Origin of the sequence: Ralstonia mannitolilytica (assembly GCF_000954135.1) — a bacterium.
GTDB lineage: Bacteria > Pseudomonadota > Gammaproteobacteria > Burkholderiales > Burkholderiaceae > Ralstonia > Ralstonia mannitolilytica.
In genome coordinates, this window is sequence record NZ_CP010799.1 from 1,883,117 (window position 1) to 1,900,313 (window position 17,197).

14 protein-coding genes, 1 tRNA gene and 1 pseudogene are annotated in these 17,197 nt (G+C 66.4%); 8 read left to right on the plus strand and 8 right to left on the minus strand.

Annotated features, from left to right (window positions below; genetic code table 11):
* Positions 1-51 precede the first annotated feature (51 nt).
* A complete protein-coding gene (gene pmbA / locus TK49_RS08990; protein WP_045786368.1) occupies positions 52-1,425 on the plus strand; it encodes a metalloprotease PmbA in 1,374 nt (457 codons plus the stop codon).
* A 68-nt stretch (positions 1,426-1,493) separates the two neighbouring features.
* Here the strand turns inward: pmbA and TK49_RS08995 are convergent, their stop codons facing one another.
* Both TK49_RS08995 and TK49_RS09000 read right to left on the minus strand, forming a co-directional pair.
* The gene (locus TK49_RS08995; RefSeq protein ID WP_045786369.1) at positions 1,494-1,997 is read right to left on the minus strand and encodes a dihydrofolate reductase; all 504 of its coding nucleotides are present in this window, start codon (positions 1,995-1,997) and stop codon (positions 1,494-1,496) included.
* A 4-nt stretch (positions 1,998-2,001) separates the two neighbouring features.
* Positions 2,002-2,796, minus strand: coding sequence for a thymidylate synthase (locus TK49_RS09000; protein WP_045786370.1), 795 nt, complete (start codon positions 2,794-2,796; stop codon positions 2,002-2,004).
* Positions 2,797-2,999: 203 nt separating this feature from the next.
* Here TK49_RS09000 and TK49_RS09005 point away from each other — a divergent pair, with 203 nt between their 5' ends.
* The gene (locus TK49_RS09005) at positions 3,000-4,001 is read left to right on the plus strand and encodes a threonine dehydratase (protein ID WP_045787825.1); all 1,002 of its coding nucleotides are present in this window, start codon (positions 3,000-3,002) and stop codon (positions 3,999-4,001) included.
* Here the strand turns inward: TK49_RS09005 and TK49_RS09010 are convergent.
* A complete protein-coding gene (locus tag TK49_RS09010) occupies positions 3,998-4,690 on the minus strand; it encodes a TerC family protein (RefSeq protein WP_045786371.1) in 693 nt (230 codons plus the stop codon). The genes TK49_RS09005 and TK49_RS09010 overlap by 4 nt on opposite strands.
* 501 nt (positions 4,691-5,191) lie before the next feature.
* Here TK49_RS09010 and egtD point away from each other — a divergent pair.
* The gene (gene egtD / locus TK49_RS09015; RefSeq protein WP_045786372.1) at positions 5,192-6,238 is read left to right on the plus strand and encodes an L-histidine N(alpha)-methyltransferase; all 1,047 of its coding nucleotides are present in this window, start codon (positions 5,192-5,194) and stop codon (positions 6,236-6,238) included.
* 63 nt (positions 6,239-6,301) lie between these two features.
* The gene (locus tag TK49_RS09020) at positions 6,302-7,600 is read left to right on the plus strand and encodes an ergothioneine biosynthesis protein EgtB (RefSeq protein WP_045786373.1); all 1,299 of its coding nucleotides are present in this window, start codon (positions 6,302-6,304) and stop codon (positions 7,598-7,600) included.
* A gap of 99 nt (positions 7,601-7,699) precedes the next feature.
* Here the strand turns inward: TK49_RS09020 and TK49_RS09025 are convergent, their stop codons facing one another.
* Positions 7,700-9,514 (minus strand): DEAD/DEAH box helicase, encoded by a 1,815-nt coding sequence (locus tag TK49_RS09025; protein WP_045786374.1) that lies wholly within the window; start codon positions 9,512-9,514, stop codon positions 7,700-7,702.
* Between the two features lie 482 nt (positions 9,515-9,996).
* Between TK49_RS09025 and TK49_RS09030 the strand changes: the two genes are divergently transcribed.
* Positions 9,997-10,185: a hypothetical protein gene (locus TK49_RS09030; protein ID WP_045786375.1), complete on the plus strand. Its 189-nt coding sequence runs from the start codon at positions 9,997-9,999 to the stop codon at positions 10,183-10,185.
* 115 nt (positions 10,186-10,300) lie between these two features.
* On the opposite strand, the gene TK49_RS09035 is transcribed toward TK49_RS09030, so the two are convergent.
* Positions 10,301-10,375 (minus strand) — tRNA-Arg (locus TK49_RS09035).
* Positions 10,376-10,454: 79 nt separating this feature from the next.
* Positions 10,455-11,867, minus strand: a pseudogene (locus TK49_RS09040) (chloride channel protein); the annotation flags it as partial.
* A 223-nt stretch (positions 11,868-12,090) separates the two neighbouring features.
* On the opposite strand from TK49_RS09040, the gene TK49_RS09045 reads away from it, so the two are divergent.
* Both TK49_RS09045 and TK49_RS09050 read left to right on the plus strand, forming a co-directional pair.
* On the plus strand, positions 12,091-12,306 hold the full coding sequence (locus TK49_RS09045) for a hypothetical protein (protein WP_045786377.1): 216 nt from the start codon (positions 12,091-12,093) through the stop codon (positions 12,304-12,306).
* A 235-nt stretch (positions 12,307-12,541) separates the two neighbouring features.
* Complete coding sequence (locus TK49_RS09050) at positions 12,542-13,420, plus strand: Kdo hydroxylase KdoO (RefSeq protein WP_045786378.1); 879 nt, start codon at positions 12,542-12,544, stop codon at positions 13,418-13,420.
* 61 nt (positions 13,421-13,481) lie between these two features.
* On the opposite strand, the gene TK49_RS09055 is transcribed toward TK49_RS09050, so the two are convergent.
* Both TK49_RS09055 and TK49_RS09060 read right to left on the minus strand, forming a co-directional pair.
* Positions 13,482-14,393: an amino acid ABC transporter substrate-binding protein gene (locus TK49_RS09055; protein ID WP_045786379.1), complete on the minus strand. Its 912-nt coding sequence runs from the start codon at positions 14,391-14,393 to the stop codon at positions 13,482-13,484.
* A gap of 472 nt (positions 14,394-14,865) precedes the next feature.
* Positions 14,866-15,072, minus strand: a complete 207-nt coding sequence (locus tag TK49_RS09060; RefSeq protein WP_045786380.1) for a hypothetical protein — start codon at positions 15,070-15,072, stop codon at positions 14,866-14,868.
* A 179-nt stretch (positions 15,073-15,251) separates the two neighbouring features.
* Here TK49_RS09060 and TK49_RS09065 point away from each other — a divergent pair, with 179 nt between their 5' ends.
* Entirely contained in the window at positions 15,252-17,162 is a 1,911-nt protein-coding gene (locus tag TK49_RS09065) for an ATP-binding cassette domain-containing protein (protein ID WP_045786381.1), read from the plus strand.
* Positions 17,163-17,197 lie beyond the last annotated feature (35 nt).

The following is a 17,197-nucleotide window of genomic DNA, read 5'->3' on the forward strand; positions in this document are numbered from 1 at the left end:
TTTCCGCCAAAAACGGCCCCGCACGGGCCCAAGTTTCTCTCCTCTTCGCCTATGTCTCAAACGCTCGATTCCACCACCGGTTCCGTTTTCGCGTATCGCCGCGAACAGCTCCAGGAGATGGCCACCGATGTGCTGCGCATTGCACGCGAGCTCGGCGCCACCGACGCCGCAACGGAAATCTCCGAAGGGCAGGGCCTGTCGGTCACGGTGCGCAAGGGCGAGATCGAGACCATCGAACAGAACCGCGACAAGGTCGTCGGCGTGACGGTCATGCTGGGCAAGAAGCGCGGCAACGCCAGCACGTCGGATTTCTCGCCGGCCGCACTGCGATCAACGGTGGAAGCAGCCTACAACATCGCTAGGTTTACGGCCGATGACGATGCCGCGGGCCTGGCAGAAGAGGAACTGCTGGAGAAGCACCCGCAAGACCTGCAGCTCTACCACCCGTGGACGATCGATGCCGAAGCCGCCGTCGAGATCGCCCGCGCCGCCGAGGCCGCCGCCTTTGCCGTGAGCCCGAAGATCCGCAACAGCGACGGCGCGAGCATTTCGGCGCAGCATTCGCACTTCGTGCTGGCCACTTCGCGTGGTTTCATGGGCGGCTATCCGTATTCGCGGCACTTCATTTCGGCCGCGCCGATTGCCGGCTCGGGCGCGCATATGCAGCGCGACGACTGGTATTCCTCCAAGCGATCGCCCAAGGATCTCGCTGCGCCCGAGGCCATCGGCAAGTACGCCGCGGAGCGTGCGCTGGCACGCCTGGGCGCGCGCCGGCTGACCACCCGCAAGTGCCCGGTGCTCTTCGAGGCACCGTTGGCGGCGGGCCTGCTGGGTGCGTTCGTGCAGGCGGTGTCGGGCGGCGCACTGTATCGCAAATCGACGTTCCTGCTCGATTCGCTGGGCAAGGAAGTCTTTGCGCCGCACGTGCAGATCAAGGAAGACCCGCACGTTCTGAACGGCATGGGCAGCGCGCCGTTCGATGAGGAAGGCGTGCGTACCCAGCGCCGCGATGTGGTCAGGAACGGCGTGGTGGAGGGCTACTTCCTGTCGACGTATTCCGCGCGCAAGCTCGGCATGCAGACGACGGGTAACGCGGGGGGCTCGCACAACCTGACGCTGTTCTCCGACAAGACCGGGCCTGAAGACGACTTTGCAGGCATGCTGCGCCGCATGGGCACGGGCCTGCTGGTGACTGAACTGATGGGTCAGGGCGTGAACTACGTGACGGGCGACTACTCGCGCGGTGCGTCGGGCTACTGGGTGGAGAACGGTGTGATCCAATACCCCGTGGAAGAGATCACCATCGCGGGCAACCTGCGTGACATGTTCCGCCAGATCGTCGCCATCGGCGCGGATGCACTGGTGCGCGGCACGAAGGAAACCGGCTCCATCCTGATCGAGCAGATGACGATTGCCGGCGAGTGAATTGCCGCAGCGAGGAACAAACAACGCGCTCGTAACTGAGCGCGTTTTTCTTTGTGGCCGCTACTGGCTTATTGCTCGTCCGAGGGAGGCCGTTCGTATGTCACGAAGGCGTAGTCGAAATCGTTGGGCGGTGTGGCGTGGTGCGTCTCGCGCGCGACTTCGCGCCACACCTTGGGATCGGGCGCCGGAAAGTACGCATCGCCTTCGAAGTCGGCGTCGATCTCGGTCACGATCAGGCGATCGGCGCTCGGCAGGGCATCCGCATACAGCTGCGCGCCGCCGATGAGGAAGATCTGCTCGGCGCCCACGCACAGGCGCTGCGCGTCTTCCATCGAATATGCGATCTCGCAGCCCGGCAACTCCAGCTTGGCATTGCGCGTGACGACGATGTTGCGGCGGCCCGGGAGCGGTCGGCCGATCGACTCGTACGTCTTGCGGCCCATCACGATGGGCGCGCCCATGGTGGTGCGTTTGAAATGCGCGAGGTCTTCGGGCAGGCGCCAGGGAAGGGCGTTGTCGCGGCCGATGACGCCATTGCGGGCGCGGGCGACGATGAGCGTGAGGATCGTCATGCCGTTACACCGCCACAGGCGCCTTGATGGCCGGATGGCTCTGGTAGCCGACGATCTCGAAGTCTTCGTACCGGTAATCGAAGATGCTCTCGGGCCTGCGTTTGATGTGCAGCTTGGGCAGCGGCAGCGGCTCGCGCGCGAGCTGCGTTTCGACCTGTTCGAAGTGGTTGTTGTAGAGGTGGCAGTCGCCGCCGGTCCAGACGAAGTCGCCTACGTCCAGGTCGGTCTGCTGCGCGATCATGTGCGTGAGCAGCGCATAGCTGGCGATATTGAACGGCACGCCGAGGAAGATGTCGGCGCTGCGCTGGTACAGCTGGCACGACAGCTTGCCGTCGGCCACGTAGAACTGGAAGAACGCATGGCAGGGCGGCAACTTCATGCGCGGAATGTCGGCCACGTTCCAGGCCGAGACGATCAATCGGCGCGAATCCGGATTGCGCTTGATCTGCGCGATCAGCTCGGCGATCTGGTCGATGTGCTCGCCGGTGGGCGTCGGCCACGAGCGCCACTGATAGCCATAGATGGGGCCCAGCTCGCCGTCGGCATCGGCCCACTCGTCCCAGATCGTCACGCCGTTGTCCTGCAGCCAGCGCACATTGGTCGCGCCCTGGAGGAACCATAGCAGTTCATAGACGATGGACTTGATGTGGACCTTCTTGGTGGTCACCAGCGGGAAGCCGTCCTGCAGGTTGAAGCGCATCTGGTAGCCGAACACGGAGCGCGTACCGGTGCCGGTGCGGTCGGCTTTGTCGGTGCCATGTTCGTAGACATGGCGCATCAGATCGAGATAGGGCTGCATTCGTGGAGCAGGGCGTCGGAAATCGGTTGAGCCGCATTGTAACGTGGGCGGCCACGGCCCGACTGTACTGGCGGTGTCCGCAAACTGGCCCGGCTGGCGGGGCGGAACAGTTGGACTGACAAACCGCGGAATTGTCGATGTTGCGGGGCAGAATCGCCTGGGAAGATGCGCTCATCGCTGCCAACTGTCTGCCGGAGATTGCCATGTCGCCCGTGAACCCCGCCCCCTCGCTCGACCGTGCCGCTGAACTGCGTCGCCTGCGCGCCGCCGCACGTGTCGTCCACGCGGTGATTCCGCCGACGCCCCAATATGGCTGGCCTCTGTTGTCGCAAGCCTTGGGAGCCGCCGTGTGGGTCAAGCACGAGAACCATACGGAGGTGGGTGCGTTCAAGGTGCGCGGCGGATTGACCTATCTGCACGCCTTGCGCAGCCGCGAGCCCAGGCTGCGCGGTGTGATTGCCGCAACGCGTGGCAATCACGGTCAGTCGATCGCCCTGGCCGCACGCCGAAGCGGCCTGGCCGCCACCATCGTCGTGCCGCATGGCAACAGCGTCGAGAAGAACGCCGCCATGCGCGGCCTGGGTGCCGAGCTGATCGAGGTGGGCGAGGACTTCCAGGCCAGCCGCGAGGTGGCTGCGCAACTCGCGGCCGAGCGAGGCTTGCACTACGTGCCTTCGTATCACGAAGACCTGGTCGTGGGTGTGGCGAGCTACTGGCTGGAGTTCTTCGAGGCCGTGCCGCTGGACGTCGTCTACGTGCCGATCGGCATGGGCTCGGGTATTTGCGCGGCGGTGCGGGCGCGCGATGCGCTGGGGTTGTCGACCCGCATCGTGGGCGTGGTGTCTGCGCACGCACAGTGCTATGCGCATTCGTTCGCGAGTGGCGCCCCGGTCTCGGCGCCAGTGTCGACGGTGCTCGCAGATGGGCTGGCCGTCCGCACGCCGGACGCCCCGGCGCTGGAGGTGATGTGGGCCGGCGTCGACGCGGTCGTTTCCGTGACGGACGATGCAGTGGCCGAGGCCATCCGCCTGTACTTCTCCACCACGCACAATGTGGCCGAGGGCGCTGCCGCCGCGGCCCTGGCGGGCGCATGGCAGCAGCGGGACCAGTTGGCCGGGTTGCGCATCGGCCTGCCGCTGACCGGCGGCAACATCGACCGCGCCATGCTGGCGCGAGTCCTCGCCGGCCAGCCGATCCAGGCTTAGGCGGCCTGCTGGCGGCGGCGCTGGACGAGCCAGCCGCCGCCCAGCACGATCGCGAACACCAGCGCGTACACGGCCCACATCAGCGGCCGCCGTTCCGCAAAGAACGGCTTGAGAACGGGCTCCGCCACGATCATGTGCGCGGCGGTATAGGCCAGCACCGCCGCACCACCGTAGACAATGATCGGGAAGCGCTCGATCAGGCGCAGTACCACGCCGCTGCCCCACACGACCACGGGCACGCTGATCAGGAGGCCGAGCACCACCAGCAGGAAGCTGCCGTGCGATGCGCCCGCAATGGCGAGCACGTTGTCGATGCCCATCACGGCGTCGGCGATGATGATGGTCTTCATGGCACCCATCAGCGTGGTGCTGCCGGGGCCGTGTTCGTCATCGCCCTGACCTTCGTCAGCGAGCAGCTTCCACGCAATCCATACCAGCGCGAGGCCGCCCACCAGCATCAGGCCTGGGATCTTCAGCAGCCACACCACCGCCAGCGTCATCAGCGCCCGCACGATGATGGCACCGGCGGCGCCCCAGAGGATGGCCTTCTTCTGCAACTCGGCCGGCAGGTTGCGCGCGGCCAGCGCGATGAGGATGGCGTTATCGCCTGCAAGCACGAGGTCGATCACGATGATCGATGCCAGCGCCGCGGCAAACTGCATGGTGAAGATGTCAGACAACCATTCCATGGTGGCTCCAGGTCAAACAACAGTGAAAAACCGGTGGACCGAACCGCATGGAATGCTGGGGCGAGACGCTTTGCAGACCATGAATCCGGTTGCAAAGGTCTTGCTCGACACGGGCAGGCTGGCAACCTGCCGATGCCGGCACGACCGGAAGCGCATGCTTCGTCATGACGATCGTGCCTGGGGCTGAAGAACCCCCGAGCTACTCCCCTTTGAGGAAGCCCGCATTGTAGCGCACTCCTGCCATGTTGCGGTGCGCAAGCGTAGCCATGGCGTCGCATCGCCACATGCGCGGTTTTTTCAGCGAGGCAGGTGATTTTTACGTTCGGCGGGATGCGGCATTGCCAGGGGCTCGGGTGAAAGAACGGTGGCGCTGTCACAAAGCGGCGTCTACGCTGCAAACTCGTCGATGCGTCACCAGTGCGGAGCCCATGGCACATTTCTCGCTGCCTACGGCTTTCAGACCATGCAGCACCGTGCCGTTCCACTCCAACGGGAGACACCATGCAGGCCACCAAGCCGTCCGCCGATGCCTATGCCCGCCGCGCGCTGGCCCGACTGATCCAGCCGCCGGCCACCGTCGACGCCGTCGGCGCAGGCCTGACGTTCTACCAACTCTTTACCGAAGACGATGCTGCGCTGCGTGCCGAGGCCGAAGCCGGCCTGCTCGCGCCCACGGCCAGCGTGAGCCCGAAGTTCTTCTACGACGCGCTCGGTTCGCGCCTGTTCGAGGCGATCACCGATCTGCCGGAGTACTACCCGACCCGCACCGAAGCCGCGATCTTCAGCCTGCATGCCGCCGAGATCGCCTTGCGCGTGGGGCGCGGCGCCACGCTCGTCGACCTGGGCGCCGGCAATTGCGAGAAGGCCGCGCGCCTGTTCCGCACGCTGGCGCCCTCGCGCTATGTGGCGATCGACATCTCGGCGGATTTTCTGCGCGACACGCTGCGCGCGCTGGCGCGTCAGCATCCGCATCTGCCGATGGTGGGTATCGGCGCAGACCTGTGCGCGCCGCTGGCCCTGCCCGACGCCGTGGGTTCGGGCCGGCGCGTGTGGTTCTATCCGGGATCGAGCCTGGGCAACTTCACGCCTGACGAAGCCTGCGCCTTCCTCGGTCGCCTGCGCGAGGCTTCATCGCCGGGGGACAGCATGTTGATCGGGATCGACCTGATCAAGGATCCACGCCGGCTGGAAGCCGCGTACGACGACCCGCTGGGCGTGACGGCCGCGTTCAACCTCAACATCCTGCGCAACCTGAACCGGCTGCTCGGTGCCGACTTTGATGTGCGGGATTGGCGCCATCTCGCGCTGTACCGCAACGACGTGCACCGGATCGAGATGCACCTCGAAGCCCGTCGCGATGTGACGGTGCGGTGGGGCAAGCACACGCGCGCCTTTGCCGCCGGCGAGCGCATCCATACCGAGAATTCGGTCAAATACGATCTGCCCCGCCTGCGCAAGCTGTTTGCGGATGCCGGCTTCGACGACCTGCACGCATGGACCGATGCCGCCAGCGACTTTGCCGTGTGCCATGCGAGCATCAGCCGCTAGCGCGGCTCGCGAGCCCGGAGGGCGGTGCGATAATGGATCGATTCCCGCCCGAGGTGTGCCGCGATGGCTGAATTCTTCATGCTTCCCGATCCGACCTTCATTGGATCGCTTCCCGACTGGACCGACGGCCGCCGCCTGCCACGCCAGGGCATCGCGCACAGCCTGGTCGATGCACGCAATCGCACGCTTGCGCTGCTGTCGGCCTTCGGCGATACGCAGCGCGGCTGGCAGATCGAGCGCGTGCCGCACCACGCGCCGCCGCTCTGGACACTGGGCCAACTGGCCTGGTTTGCCGAATTCTGGTGCCTGCGCGAGCCGCGCCGCAGCGGCAGCGACACCATCGAAGACGGTGCCGGTACGGAGTGGGATCTCGCGCGCTGGCAGGCCACGCTGCCCGCCGCACTGGACGGCGCCGATACCTTCTTCGACATGGACCGCATGCCGCCTGACGCCTGCTGGGAACTCACGCTGCCCGGCATCGCCGCGGTCAAGCAATACGCACATGACGTGCTCGACCGCGTGCTGCGCAAGCTCGCGACGCTCGGCACCGACGATGATGCGGCGCTGGAGCCGTTCCGGTGGGCGGTCTTCCATGAAGACCTGCGCGCCGAGCACCTGCACGGCCTGCTGCAGATACTTGGCCTGCAACCGGCGGGGCAGCCGCCGCTGGCTGCCGTTCCCGTGCCGGCCGCGCAGATGCTGTCGCTGCCCGGCGGTCGATTCCAGATGGGCTGGCCGGATGCCGACGGCTTCTTCTTCGACAACGAGTGCCCGCCCTATCGGACGTATGTGCCCGCGTTCGAGATCGACGCGCAGCCGGTCACCAACGGCCAGTATCTGGAGTTCATCGAGGATGGCGGGTATGACCATCCGCAATGGTGGTCGCCAGCCGGCATGGAGTGGCTGATGATGCAGGAGCGCTCCGCGCCTCTCGGCTGGCAGCGGGAACCGGCCACGCGTGCGTGGCAGGTACAGCGCTACGGCCAGGCGCGCACGCTCAACCGCGACGAACCCGTGCGCCACGTGAGCCTGTACGAAGCGCAGGCGTGGTGCCGCTGGGCCGGACGCCGCCTGCCGACCGAAGACGAATGGGAGATGGCCGCGGTGCAGGGCCGGGCCGGCTTCCATTGGGGCCAGGTGTGGGAATGGACGTCATCGCCATTCGAGCCGTATCCGGACTTCGTGCCCGGCGTGCCGCGCGGCCGCGTGGCGAGCCTGTCGGCGCCGCATTTCATGACGATGCAGACCGTGCGCGGGGCCGCCGCGCATACGCCGCAGCGTGCACGCCATCCGCGCTTCCGCGGCTTCCTGCTGCCCGAGCGTGACGACATCTTTGTCGGCTTCCGAACCTGTGCGCTCTGAGCGCGGTCGCGCGGCAGGGAGATCGGTCTCGTCCCAGAAAGCAAAAACCCCACGTTCTTGAACGTGGGGTTTTTTCATGGCGGCGGTGTGTTCAGCCGATCAACGGTCGAAGTCGCGCGAGCGGCCCTTACTGCCGTAGCTGTCACGGTTGCCATCGCGATTGCCGTAGCCGCGACGCGGGGCGCCGCTGCCGTTGTCGTTGCCGAAGCGGTTGCCGTTGCTGTCGCCGAAGCGACGCGGTGCGCCGTCACGGTTGCCGTCGCGGCTGCCATAACCGCCACCGTTGCCGTAGCCGCGGTTGCCGTCTTGCGTGCGGGCCGGGCGCTGTTGCCAGTCGCCGCGGTTTTGCTGGCCGTACGCCTGGCGCGGGGCGCGGTCGTCGCGGTTCCATTCACGCTGGCCGCCTTGGTAGCCGCCGTTGCGGTCGCCGCGATCGTCGCGACGCGGTGCGAAACCATCGCGGTCGCCACCGAAGCTGCGCTGGAAGCGGCCTTCGTTGCTGCCGCCGCTGCCTTGGCGCGCGGCATGGCCGTCGCGCTGGCCGCGCCAGTTGCCGCCGCCGTTGCCACCGCGATAGCCGCCACGGTCGCCGCCGGCACGCGGGCCGCCGGTGCGCGGCTTGGGCGTGCGCTTCGGCTCGAGGCCTTCGATGACGCTGGCGTCGATGCGGCGGTCCACGAAGCGCTCGATGCGGCGCCATTGGAACGTGTCGTTGTGGTTCACCAGGTTGATGGCGATGCCGCTGCGGCCGGCGCGGCCCGTACGGCCGATGCGGTGCACGTAGTCTTCCGCCTGCTTGGGCAGGTCGAAGTTCACCACGTGCGTGATGTCGGGCACGTCGATGCCGCGTGCTGCCACGTCGGTGGCTACCAGCACGCGCAGCTGGCCGCGGCGCAGCGCCGTCAGCGTGCGGTTGCGGGCGCCCTGGTGCATGTCGCCATGCAGCGCGCCGGCGGAGAAGCCCGTCTCGGTCAGGCGTTCGGCCAGCGAGTCGGCATCGCGCTTGGTGGCCGTGAACACGATCGCCTGCTTGAGCGTGGCATCGCGCAGCAGGTGGTCGAGCAGGCGCTCCTTGTGCGAGACGTCGTCGGTAAAGTGCAGACGCTCTTCGATGTGGCTCTGGTCGACCTTGGCGGCGGCGATCTCGATGCGCTGCGGGTCGCGCATCATGCGTTCGGCGAGCTGCTCGATGCGGCGGTCCATGGTGGCCGAGAACATCAGCATCTGGCGCGACTGCGGCGTGGCGCCGACGATGGCTTCGATGTCGTCGGCGAAGCCCATGTCCAGCATGCGGTCGGCTTCATCGAACACCAGCATGTTCAGCGCCGACAGGTCGATGCGGCCCGAGTCGATGTGGTCGAGCAGGCGGCCCGGCGTGGCGATGATGATGTCCGGCATGCGTGCCAGCATGTCGAGCTGCTTCGGATAGGGCATGCCGCCCAGGATGCTCGCACAGACGATCCGACGCATGTGGCGGCCGTATTGCGACGCGGCGGTCGTCACCTGCAGGGCCAGTTCACGCGTGGGCGTGAGCACCAGCAGCGACGGCTTGGCTGGGGCCGGGCGGGGGCGACGGCCCTTCATGCGCTGCGGCGGGCCGTCCATGCGCGGACGGTGCGGCTCGGGCTGCTCGCTGATGCGCTGGATGGCCGGCAGCATGAAGGCTGCGGTCTTGCCCGAACCGGTCTGGCTCGTGACCAGCAGGTCGCGGCCCAGCAGGCAGGCCGGAATGGCTTGCGCCTGCACCGGCGTCGGCGTGGTGTAGTTCACTTCGCCCAGCGCGCGGACGATGCGTTCGTCCAGGCCCAGCTGTGCAAAAGCGCTGGCACGGGTGGCGGCGTTGGCGATGAGATCGGTGGTGGTGGCGGTTTCAGCGTGCGCAATGGCGCCGCTGCCGTCTTGAGGCTGCGTCATGTCGAATAGCTTTTAAGTAAGGCTGCCGCGCCGGCCGCATCAACTGACGCGAACGACGGAAAGGGGATACGGCGACCGGTTAATCACGGGCGTCGGCGCCAATCGAATAAGGCCGGTTCGACAGACGGGCTGCAGAACGGACAAGGCGGGGGAGTGGGCCGGCCTCAAGCTGAATGTGGATCACATGGATCAGCGAGGTGGGGCGGCGGTCCCTTCGGCGTGATGTAAATCCACGCGGGAGATCGGAGACGATGCCAAGCACAATGGCAATCGGCTGCGCATGCTTTTGGGGCAGAGTCATGGGCGATGGACGCAGGCCTGAGCCAGCACATCGGCCAACCGCAATGGGCAGTAAGCAGCCAAGTCACGAACTATAGCACGATTTTTTGCAGTGCGTCAAACCGCCGTGACACCGCTTGCCGGATCGGGGTCGCGTCCTATACTCGAAACACCGGCCACGCTCACGGCCGGGAAAGGGGCGGATGATGGAATTCCCGATGGCCTTCTCCAACCTTTATCTGTTGCTCGCCGTGTGCGTTGCGGGCGTGATCGGACTGGCGTCTGCGCCACTGGTGATCCGAGGCGCGCGGGTAGGGATCCGCGTGCTGCTGACGGTCATCGGGGTGCTGATCGGGCTGCTCGTGCTCGAAGCTCTGCCGGTGCTGACCTAGACGGCCCGGGGCCATCCGCAGCCATAGGCCCGCCCGCTGGTGGCGGGCCTCGTCGTTCGTTGTGCACCCAGCAAGCAAAAAAGCCAGGCACGCTGCCTGGCTTTGCCGCATCCGGTGGTCCCGCCGACAGGAATCGAACCTGTATCTCACGCTTAGGAGGCGCGTGCACTATCCATTGTGCTACGGCGAGTGACCTATGCCGGGTGACGCCAACGGCCGCCCGAGCGAGCGGCGATTCTACGCAATTTGGGCCGCCAAGGCCAGCCGGGCTAGGCCTTGGCGGCCTTTTCGGAGGCGGCTTCGACGGCCAGCGCTTCCCGCCGGAAACCGCGCGACGCCGCGTGATAGAACGGTCGCGGACAGAACTGGCGGCCCACGAACGAAGCGAGCAGGGTGGCGGCGAGCAAATGGAACATCATGTTCTGGCTGCGCGTCATTTCCATGACGATCACGCTGGCGGTGATGGGGGCCTGCGTGGCGGCGGCCAGGAAGGCTGCCATCGACACCAGCGCGAGCACCCGTTCATCGGCCAGGCCGCCCGTGAGCAGCCACAGATGCTGGCCGAGGCCCGCACCAATCGCCAGCGACGGCGTGAAGATGCCGCCTGGAATGCCCGCAAAGTACGACACGACCGCCGCCGCGAGCTTGGCCACGCCAAACCAGTGGGTCTCGATCGGCTGTCCGTTGAGCAGCGCGGCCGCCTGCTCGTAGCCGGTGCCGTAGGTGTCGCCGTGGGTGGCGGCGCCGATGCAGGCGATCAGCACACCGCATCCGAACGCCGTCCAGACCGGATGACGCTGCGCGCGCTGGCCGATGGCCACAGGGAGCACACCCGCCACGCCGCTCAGCAAGAGCTTGGCGAACAGCCCGCCGAACACGCCGCAGACGAGCGCCGCCATGACGATCCACGGCCACGCCTCGCGCAGAAAAAGAATCGGTTCGTGCACGCGGAAGTACGGGTTGTTGCCCACCACCGCCAGCGACAGGAAGCCCGAGGCCAGCACGCCGGCCAGCACCAGCCGGTCCCACCGCAGCGCAGCGCCCTTGCCCAGCTCCTCGATGGCAAAGACCACCCCGGCCAGCGGTGTATTGAACGCCGCCGCCAGGCCGCCGGCCGCACCGGCCGTCAGGAGCGCCTGGGCATGGAAGCCGACACGCACGCCGGCGCGGTGCTGCCACCAATGGCCCCACGCCAGCATGGCCGCCGCGCCGACCTGCACCGACGGCCCCTCGCGTCCCACCGAGGCCCCGAGGAACAGCGCCACGGCTGTCAGCGCGATCTTCCAGAGCGCCTGCGGAAAGGACGCCAGCGTGGTCTGCGCCAGGCCAAACGGCGGCAGGTGCTGGGTGGCGATGACCTGCGGAATGCCGCTGCCGCGCGCCTGCGGCGCCACCCGGAGCGTCAGCCAACGCACCGCGGCCAGGCCCGGCGGCAGCAAGGCCCACGCGACCCACGCTGTGTGCGTGTGCAACGCGCGTTGCCACGCCAGCGCAGTGTCTGCCAGCCATGAAAACACGAGCGAAAACACCGCGACGGCCATCGCGCCGGCCAGGAAGATCGTGAACCGCAGTCCATTGCGCGACATGCGCGACGCTTGCCGGAGCTTGCGCTCGAACGCGCGCAACATGCGAACACGCACGGCGGAAAACCAGGAGCGGGAGGCGTCACGCATCGAGGGCGGCAAGCCCGCCGGCGCGGGCTGCGATCAGAACACTGTGAAACATTGATGATGGCATGGGTTTTGTCGGGCGCGCCCCACAATGTGCGCGGGCGCGCCCCGCCGCAAACGGTAAATCGAACGAACGATCGGTCGAAGAAGCCAGATTTAAGTATTACGAACTTTGCACGATTGTGGCCGAACGTTATGCTTCCTTTCCCAAGCAAGAAACCTCCAGGCGACCAACATGCTGATTTCCGAAGAACGGGACGATCCGTGGACGGTGGAATCATCGCTGCAAGGCTTCCTGCCGGCCCATCGCGCAGCGACGGTCGATCGCCCCATCTACTTCCGCCACACCGACACGCCGGACGGCCACGTCATCAAGCAGTTTCCCGACGGCTCGCGCCAGCTCGTGCGGTTTGTCGGGCTGGAAGAACAGGTCGTCAAGCACTTCCTGTAACGGCTCCGGCTTTACTGTTGACCTAAACCCCGGCCGCCCAATACGGCCGTATGACATACGACGTTGCATTCGCTGACGATGCGCTGAGCAGGCCGCCGTTCTATCATTCGCGATTATTTCAATCAGCGATTGATCAGGTCATGAGAAGCACGCAGCAGGGTTTGATGCCGACGGACGCGTCGGTACAGCATCGCCATCCCGCCCAGGCAACGTCCGCCGAGCCGCCGGCCTCGACATGGTGGTGCCCTGGCCGGTGCGGGAATGGGCGCCCCATGTCACGGCCGATGAAGCCGTTGCCATGCGCGCTGCGCTCGAGCGCGGCAACGTGCTGCATTTTCCCGATCTGGATTTTCCGCTCGATGCGCGCGAGCAGCGCTTTCTCGACGCGCGCTGGTCTGACGGCAAAACCAAGAACATCAACCTGCGCGCCAACGAGACCGCCGTGCGCGGCGCGGTGGGCGAACCGGCAGACCTGGCTGATCTCGCAGCGCTGATCCGCCGCTATGCCGATGCCGCGGAGCGCCTCGTCCTCACGCTGTTTCCAGATTACGGCCCGCACCTGAAGCGGGCGGGCACGTCGCTGCGCCCGGCGCAGATTGCCGGCCGCCCCGTGAGCTGGCGCAAGGACGATACGCGCCTGCATGTCGATTCCTTTCCGTCGAACCCGCTGCACGGCCAGCGGCTCTTGCGCGTGTTTCACAACGTCGACCCGGATGCGCCGCGCGTATGGCGCATCGGCGAGCCGTTTGCCGATTTTGCCCAGCGCTTCGTGCCGAAGACGCATGGGATGTGGCCGGGCCAGTCGTGGCTGATGGACAAGCTGCACATCACCAAGCGCCCGCGCTCGGAATACGACCATCGCATGCTCCAGTTGCACGATCTGGCCAAGGCCGACCTGCAATACCAGCGCAGCGCCCCGCAGCAGACCTTCGAGTTCGCGCCGGGTGCCACGTGGGTCGTCTTCAGCGATCAGGCGCTGCACGCGGCCATGCGCGGCCGCGCGATGGTGGAGCAGACGTTCTACCTGGACCCGGCCGCGATTGCCGACCGCACGCACTCGCCGGAGGCCGTGCTCTCGCGCATGCTCGGCAGACCGATGCTTCCGCGGCACTGACCGACCGCAAACAAAAACGCCGCCGTTCAAGACGGCGGCGTGGAGCTTCGGACGTTCTCGATCAGTCGGCGACCTTGTCGCTCGGGTACTTGAACGAATCGCGCAGCAGGAAGCTCATCGGGATGTCCAGCTTCGCGCCATGCGGCGGAATCGGTTGCTGGAACCACTTCTTGTAGAGCTTCTCGGCTTCGTAGTCGAGGATGATGTTGGTCATCGCGCGATCGACGAGGCGCTTGAACTCGGCGTCGTCCTTGCTCAGCATGATCGCGTAGGGCTCGACCGTCAGCATGTCGCCCACCACGGCGTAGTCGCCGGGGTTCTTGGCGTTGGCGCGAAAGCCGTAGAGCAGCACGTCGTCCATCGGGAAGGCATCGGCCTTGCCGGCCTCGACCATCGCGAACGATTCGGCGTGATCCTTCGCCTCGATGAACTTCATGTTCAGCACGCGCACGTCGTTCATTTTGCGCAGCTCGGCCACGCTGGTGGTGCCCTTGGTGGTGACGATGGTCTTGTCGCGCAGGTCCTCCCACTTGCGGATGCCCGATGACGTCTTGACGATCATGCGGATACCGGCGATGTAGTGCGGGATGGTGAAGGCCACCTTTTCGCGGCGTTCGCGGTTGTTCGTCGTCGAGCCGCACTCGAGGTCGGCCCTGCCTTCGGTGATCGTCGGAATGCGGTTGGACGAGGTGACCATCACGTACTGGACTTTCAGGTCGGGCCGCTTGAGGTCGGCGCGCAGTTTGTCGATCACGCGCAGGCAGAGGTCCATCGCGTAGCCGACGGGTTTCCTGTCGGCGTCGTAGAACGAGAACGGCACGGAGCTTTCGCGATATGCGACACGCACGGTGCCCGTATCGCGGATGCGGTCCAGCACCGGTGTGGAAGAGGCCAGGGCAGTGCCCGGCACCAGCGTGGACAGCACGGCAGAGAGCAGCGCTGCGGCGGGCAGCGTGCGCTTGAAGAACAGCATGGTTGTATCCCCCGGAGAAAAATCGCGGCCCGCCTTATCGTTATGTCCGGCTCGTGACCGGAAGGGCCTGCCGCATGATACGGTGCGATGGGGCCATGTGGAGGCCGGGCCTGGCCGGGGTGTTGTAAGCAGGCAGCAGGTGCGGATCGTTTGCGCTGAGATGCCGCGGCGCGGATGTGCATTCCAGTGGTGCGCGACGCACACCCGATGTGCGTATCGGGATGGGTTGCACCATCGACCCGCTGCGCAGGCGAGCCCTGCGGTGCATGCTGCCCATCGTTGACGCAGCATGCGTTGTTGCGGTGCGAAGCCGCGCCGGCCTTGGCGTTACGCGTTTGTCCTTACCGGGTTTGTCCTGACTGCCCGAGATGGAGAAGGGGCGCTATGCTCCGCCCATGTCTTGTTCGCAAGGCATCGAGGAGAGACTCTTCCGGCCCGCCGAAAGCGGGCCGTTTTCTTTGGTATCCCGGATTCAGCCCTGGTGGGGCAGCACGTCGTTCGGCTGCGCAGACTGCCGCGGCCATTTGGAGAACGCGAAGATCCACAGGCCGACCAGGTTGGCCACCGGAACCAGCACCAGCAGCGCCCACCATTGTGAAAAGCCGGTCCGCAACAGGATCTGCCGCACCGGAATGCCTACGATGATCAGGGCGATCAACAAGCCGAATAGTCCGCGCATCGTGTTTCCTTGGATGACGAGTGGGTGGCCTCGGCCGGAGCGGCAAAGCGCGCCCGGCGGCACAAGCGTTATAGCACCGCGATGTCCGAGCGCAATGCGCCACCGGCCCAATACCGGGCGGGGCGACTACAATACGCGCCTTCTGGCCGCACACGGCCCGCATCTTTCTTCTATCCGGCATGGCCCTGTTTTCCATTACCGATGCGCAACTGGCGTTCGGCCACGTGGCGCTGCTCGATCACACCGATTTCTCGCTGGAAGCTGGCGAGCGTGTTGGCCTGATCGGCCGCAACGGTACGGGCAAATCGTCGCTGCTCAAGATCGTGGCCGGCACGACCGCGCCCGACGACGGCCTGATCGCCCGCCAGAGCGGCGTGACCTCGGCCTACGTGCCCCAGGAGCCCGTGTTCGATCCGGACCAGACCGTGGCCGAAGCCGTCGCGATGGGTGTGCCGCATGCGGCGGGCCTGCTGGCGGAATACGAAGCCCTCATCACGTCGATGGGCGATTCGCACGACGAAGCCGCGCTGCACACGCTGCATGCCCTGCACGCGCAACTCGAAGCCGCCGACGCGTGGCAACTGCGTACGCGGGTCGAAACCACCATCGCGCAACTCGGCCTGCAGCCTGGCGCACGCATCGGCTCGCTGTCGGGCGGGTTGACCAAGCGCGTCGCGCTGGCGCAGGCGCTGGTGGGCGCGCCCGACATCCTGTTGCTGGACGAGCCGACCAACCACCTCGACTACGAGTCCATCCGCTGGCTCGAAGACCTGCTGCTCGCGTTTCGCGGCAGCGTGCTGTTCATCACGCACGATCGCGCGTTCCTCGACCGCGTTGCCACGCGCATCATCGAGCTCGATCGCGGCAAGCTGCGCTCGTATCCAGGCAACTTCACGGCGTACCAGACGCGCAAGGCGCAGCAGCTCGAAGCCGAGGCGCTCGAAAATGCCCGCTTCGACAAGCTGCTCGCGCAGGAAGAGGTGTGGATCCGCAAGGGTGTGGAAGCGCGGCGCACGCGCAGCGTTGGCCGCGTGGCACGCCTGGAGCAGATGCGCGTCGAGCGCGCCGCGCGCCGGGAGGTGCAGGGCAACGTCAAGCTCGAGGTCTCGCAGGGGGATCGCTCCGGCAAGATCGTCGCCGAGCTGATCGACGTGACCAAGCGCTACGGCGACAAGACCGTCGTCGACGATTTCTCCGCCACCATCCTGCGCGGCGACAAGGTGGGCATCCTGGGCGCCAACGGCGTCGGCAAGACGACCTTGCTCAAGCTGATCCTCGGCGAATTGCCGCCCGACTCCGGCACGGTGCGCAACGGCACCAACCTGCAGGTGGCGTATTTCGACCAGATGCGCGCGCAGCTCGATCTCGACCGTTCGCTGGCCGACACCATCAGCCCAGGCAGCGACTGGATCGAAGTCAACGGCCAGCGCAAGCACGTGATGAGCTACCTGGGCGACTTCCTGTTTCCGCCGGAACGGGCGCGCTCGCCGGTGGCATCGCTGTCGGGCGGTGAACGCAACCGGCTGCTGCTCGCGCGCTTGTTTGCGCGGCCGGCCAACGTGCTCGTGCTGGACGAGCCGACCAACGATCTGGACATCGACACGCTCGAACTGCTCGAAGAACTGCTGCAGGAATACAGCGGGACGGTGTTTCTGGTTTCGCACGACCGCGCGTTCGTCGACAACGTCGTCACGTCGGTGATTGCGGCGGAGGGCGAAGGCCGCTGGCGCGAATACGTGGGCGGGTTCTCGGATTGGCAGACGCAGTCGGCGCGTTCGGCGCAGATCGTGCAGGCCGCCAGGCCCGTCGCCGAGGAGAAGAAGCCCGAGGCCGCCAAGCCGCGCGAGCGCGCCACCGTCAAGCTCAGTTACAAGGAGCAGCGCGAGCTGGATGCGCTGCCGGCACGGATCGAGTCGTTGGAAGCCGAGCAGAAGCAGGTCGGCGCCGAACTCGAGGACGGCACGATCTACGCCCGCGACCCGGAACGCGCACAGAAGCTGGCCGAACGCCACGAAGCCATCGAGCTGGAACTGCTGGAGGCGCTGGAGCGCTGGGAAGCTCTCGAAGGCAAGCGCGCCGGCAACGTGTAAACCGCCTGGATGTCAGCGGGATGTCGGCCCAATGT

What these genes read in the sequence shown, in the direction of transcription:
- pmbA (WP_045786368.1), top strand. Translation starts at nt 52, where the DNA reads ATGTCTCAAACGCTCGATTCCACCACCGGTTCCGTTTTCGCGTATCGC.
- TK49_RS08995 (WP_045786369.1), bottom strand. Translation starts at nt 1,997, where the DNA reads ATGACGATCCTCACGCTCATCGTCGCCCGCGCCCGCAATGGCGTCATC.
- TK49_RS09000 (WP_045786370.1), bottom strand. Translation starts at nt 2,796, where the DNA reads ATGCAGCCCTATCTCGATCTGATGCGCCATGTCTACGAACATGGCACC.
- TK49_RS09005 (WP_045787825.1), top strand. Translation starts at nt 3,000, where the DNA reads ATGTCGCCCGTGAACCCCGCCCCCTCGCTCGACCGTGCCGCTGAACTG.
- TK49_RS09010 (WP_045786371.1), bottom strand. Translation starts at nt 4,690, where the DNA reads ATGGAATGGTTGTCTGACATCTTCACCATGCAGTTTGCCGCGGCGCTG.
- egtD (WP_045786372.1), top strand. Translation starts at nt 5,192, where the DNA reads ATGCAGGCCACCAAGCCGTCCGCCGATGCCTATGCCCGCCGCGCGCTG.
- TK49_RS09020 (WP_045786373.1), top strand. Translation starts at nt 6,302, where the DNA reads ATGGCTGAATTCTTCATGCTTCCCGATCCGACCTTCATTGGATCGCTT.
- TK49_RS09025 (WP_045786374.1), bottom strand. Translation starts at nt 9,514, where the DNA reads ATGACGCAGCCTCAAGACGGCAGCGGCGCCATTGCGCACGCTGAAACC.
- TK49_RS09030 (WP_045786375.1), top strand. Translation starts at nt 9,997, where the DNA reads ATGATGGAATTCCCGATGGCCTTCTCCAACCTTTATCTGTTGCTCGCC.
- TK49_RS09045 (WP_045786377.1), top strand. Translation starts at nt 12,091, where the DNA reads ATGCTGATTTCCGAAGAACGGGACGATCCGTGGACGGTGGAATCATCG.
- TK49_RS09050 (WP_045786378.1), top strand. Translation starts at nt 12,542, where the DNA reads ATGGTGGTGCCCTGGCCGGTGCGGGAATGGGCGCCCCATGTCACGGCC.
- TK49_RS09055 (WP_045786379.1), bottom strand. Translation starts at nt 14,393, where the DNA reads ATGCTGTTCTTCAAGCGCACGCTGCCCGCCGCAGCGCTGCTCTCTGCC.
- TK49_RS09060 (WP_045786380.1), bottom strand. Translation starts at nt 15,072, where the DNA reads ATGCGCGGACTATTCGGCTTGTTGATCGCCCTGATCATCGTAGGCATT.
- TK49_RS09065 (WP_045786381.1), top strand. Translation starts at nt 15,252, where the DNA reads ATGGCCCTGTTTTCCATTACCGATGCGCAACTGGCGTTCGGCCACGTG.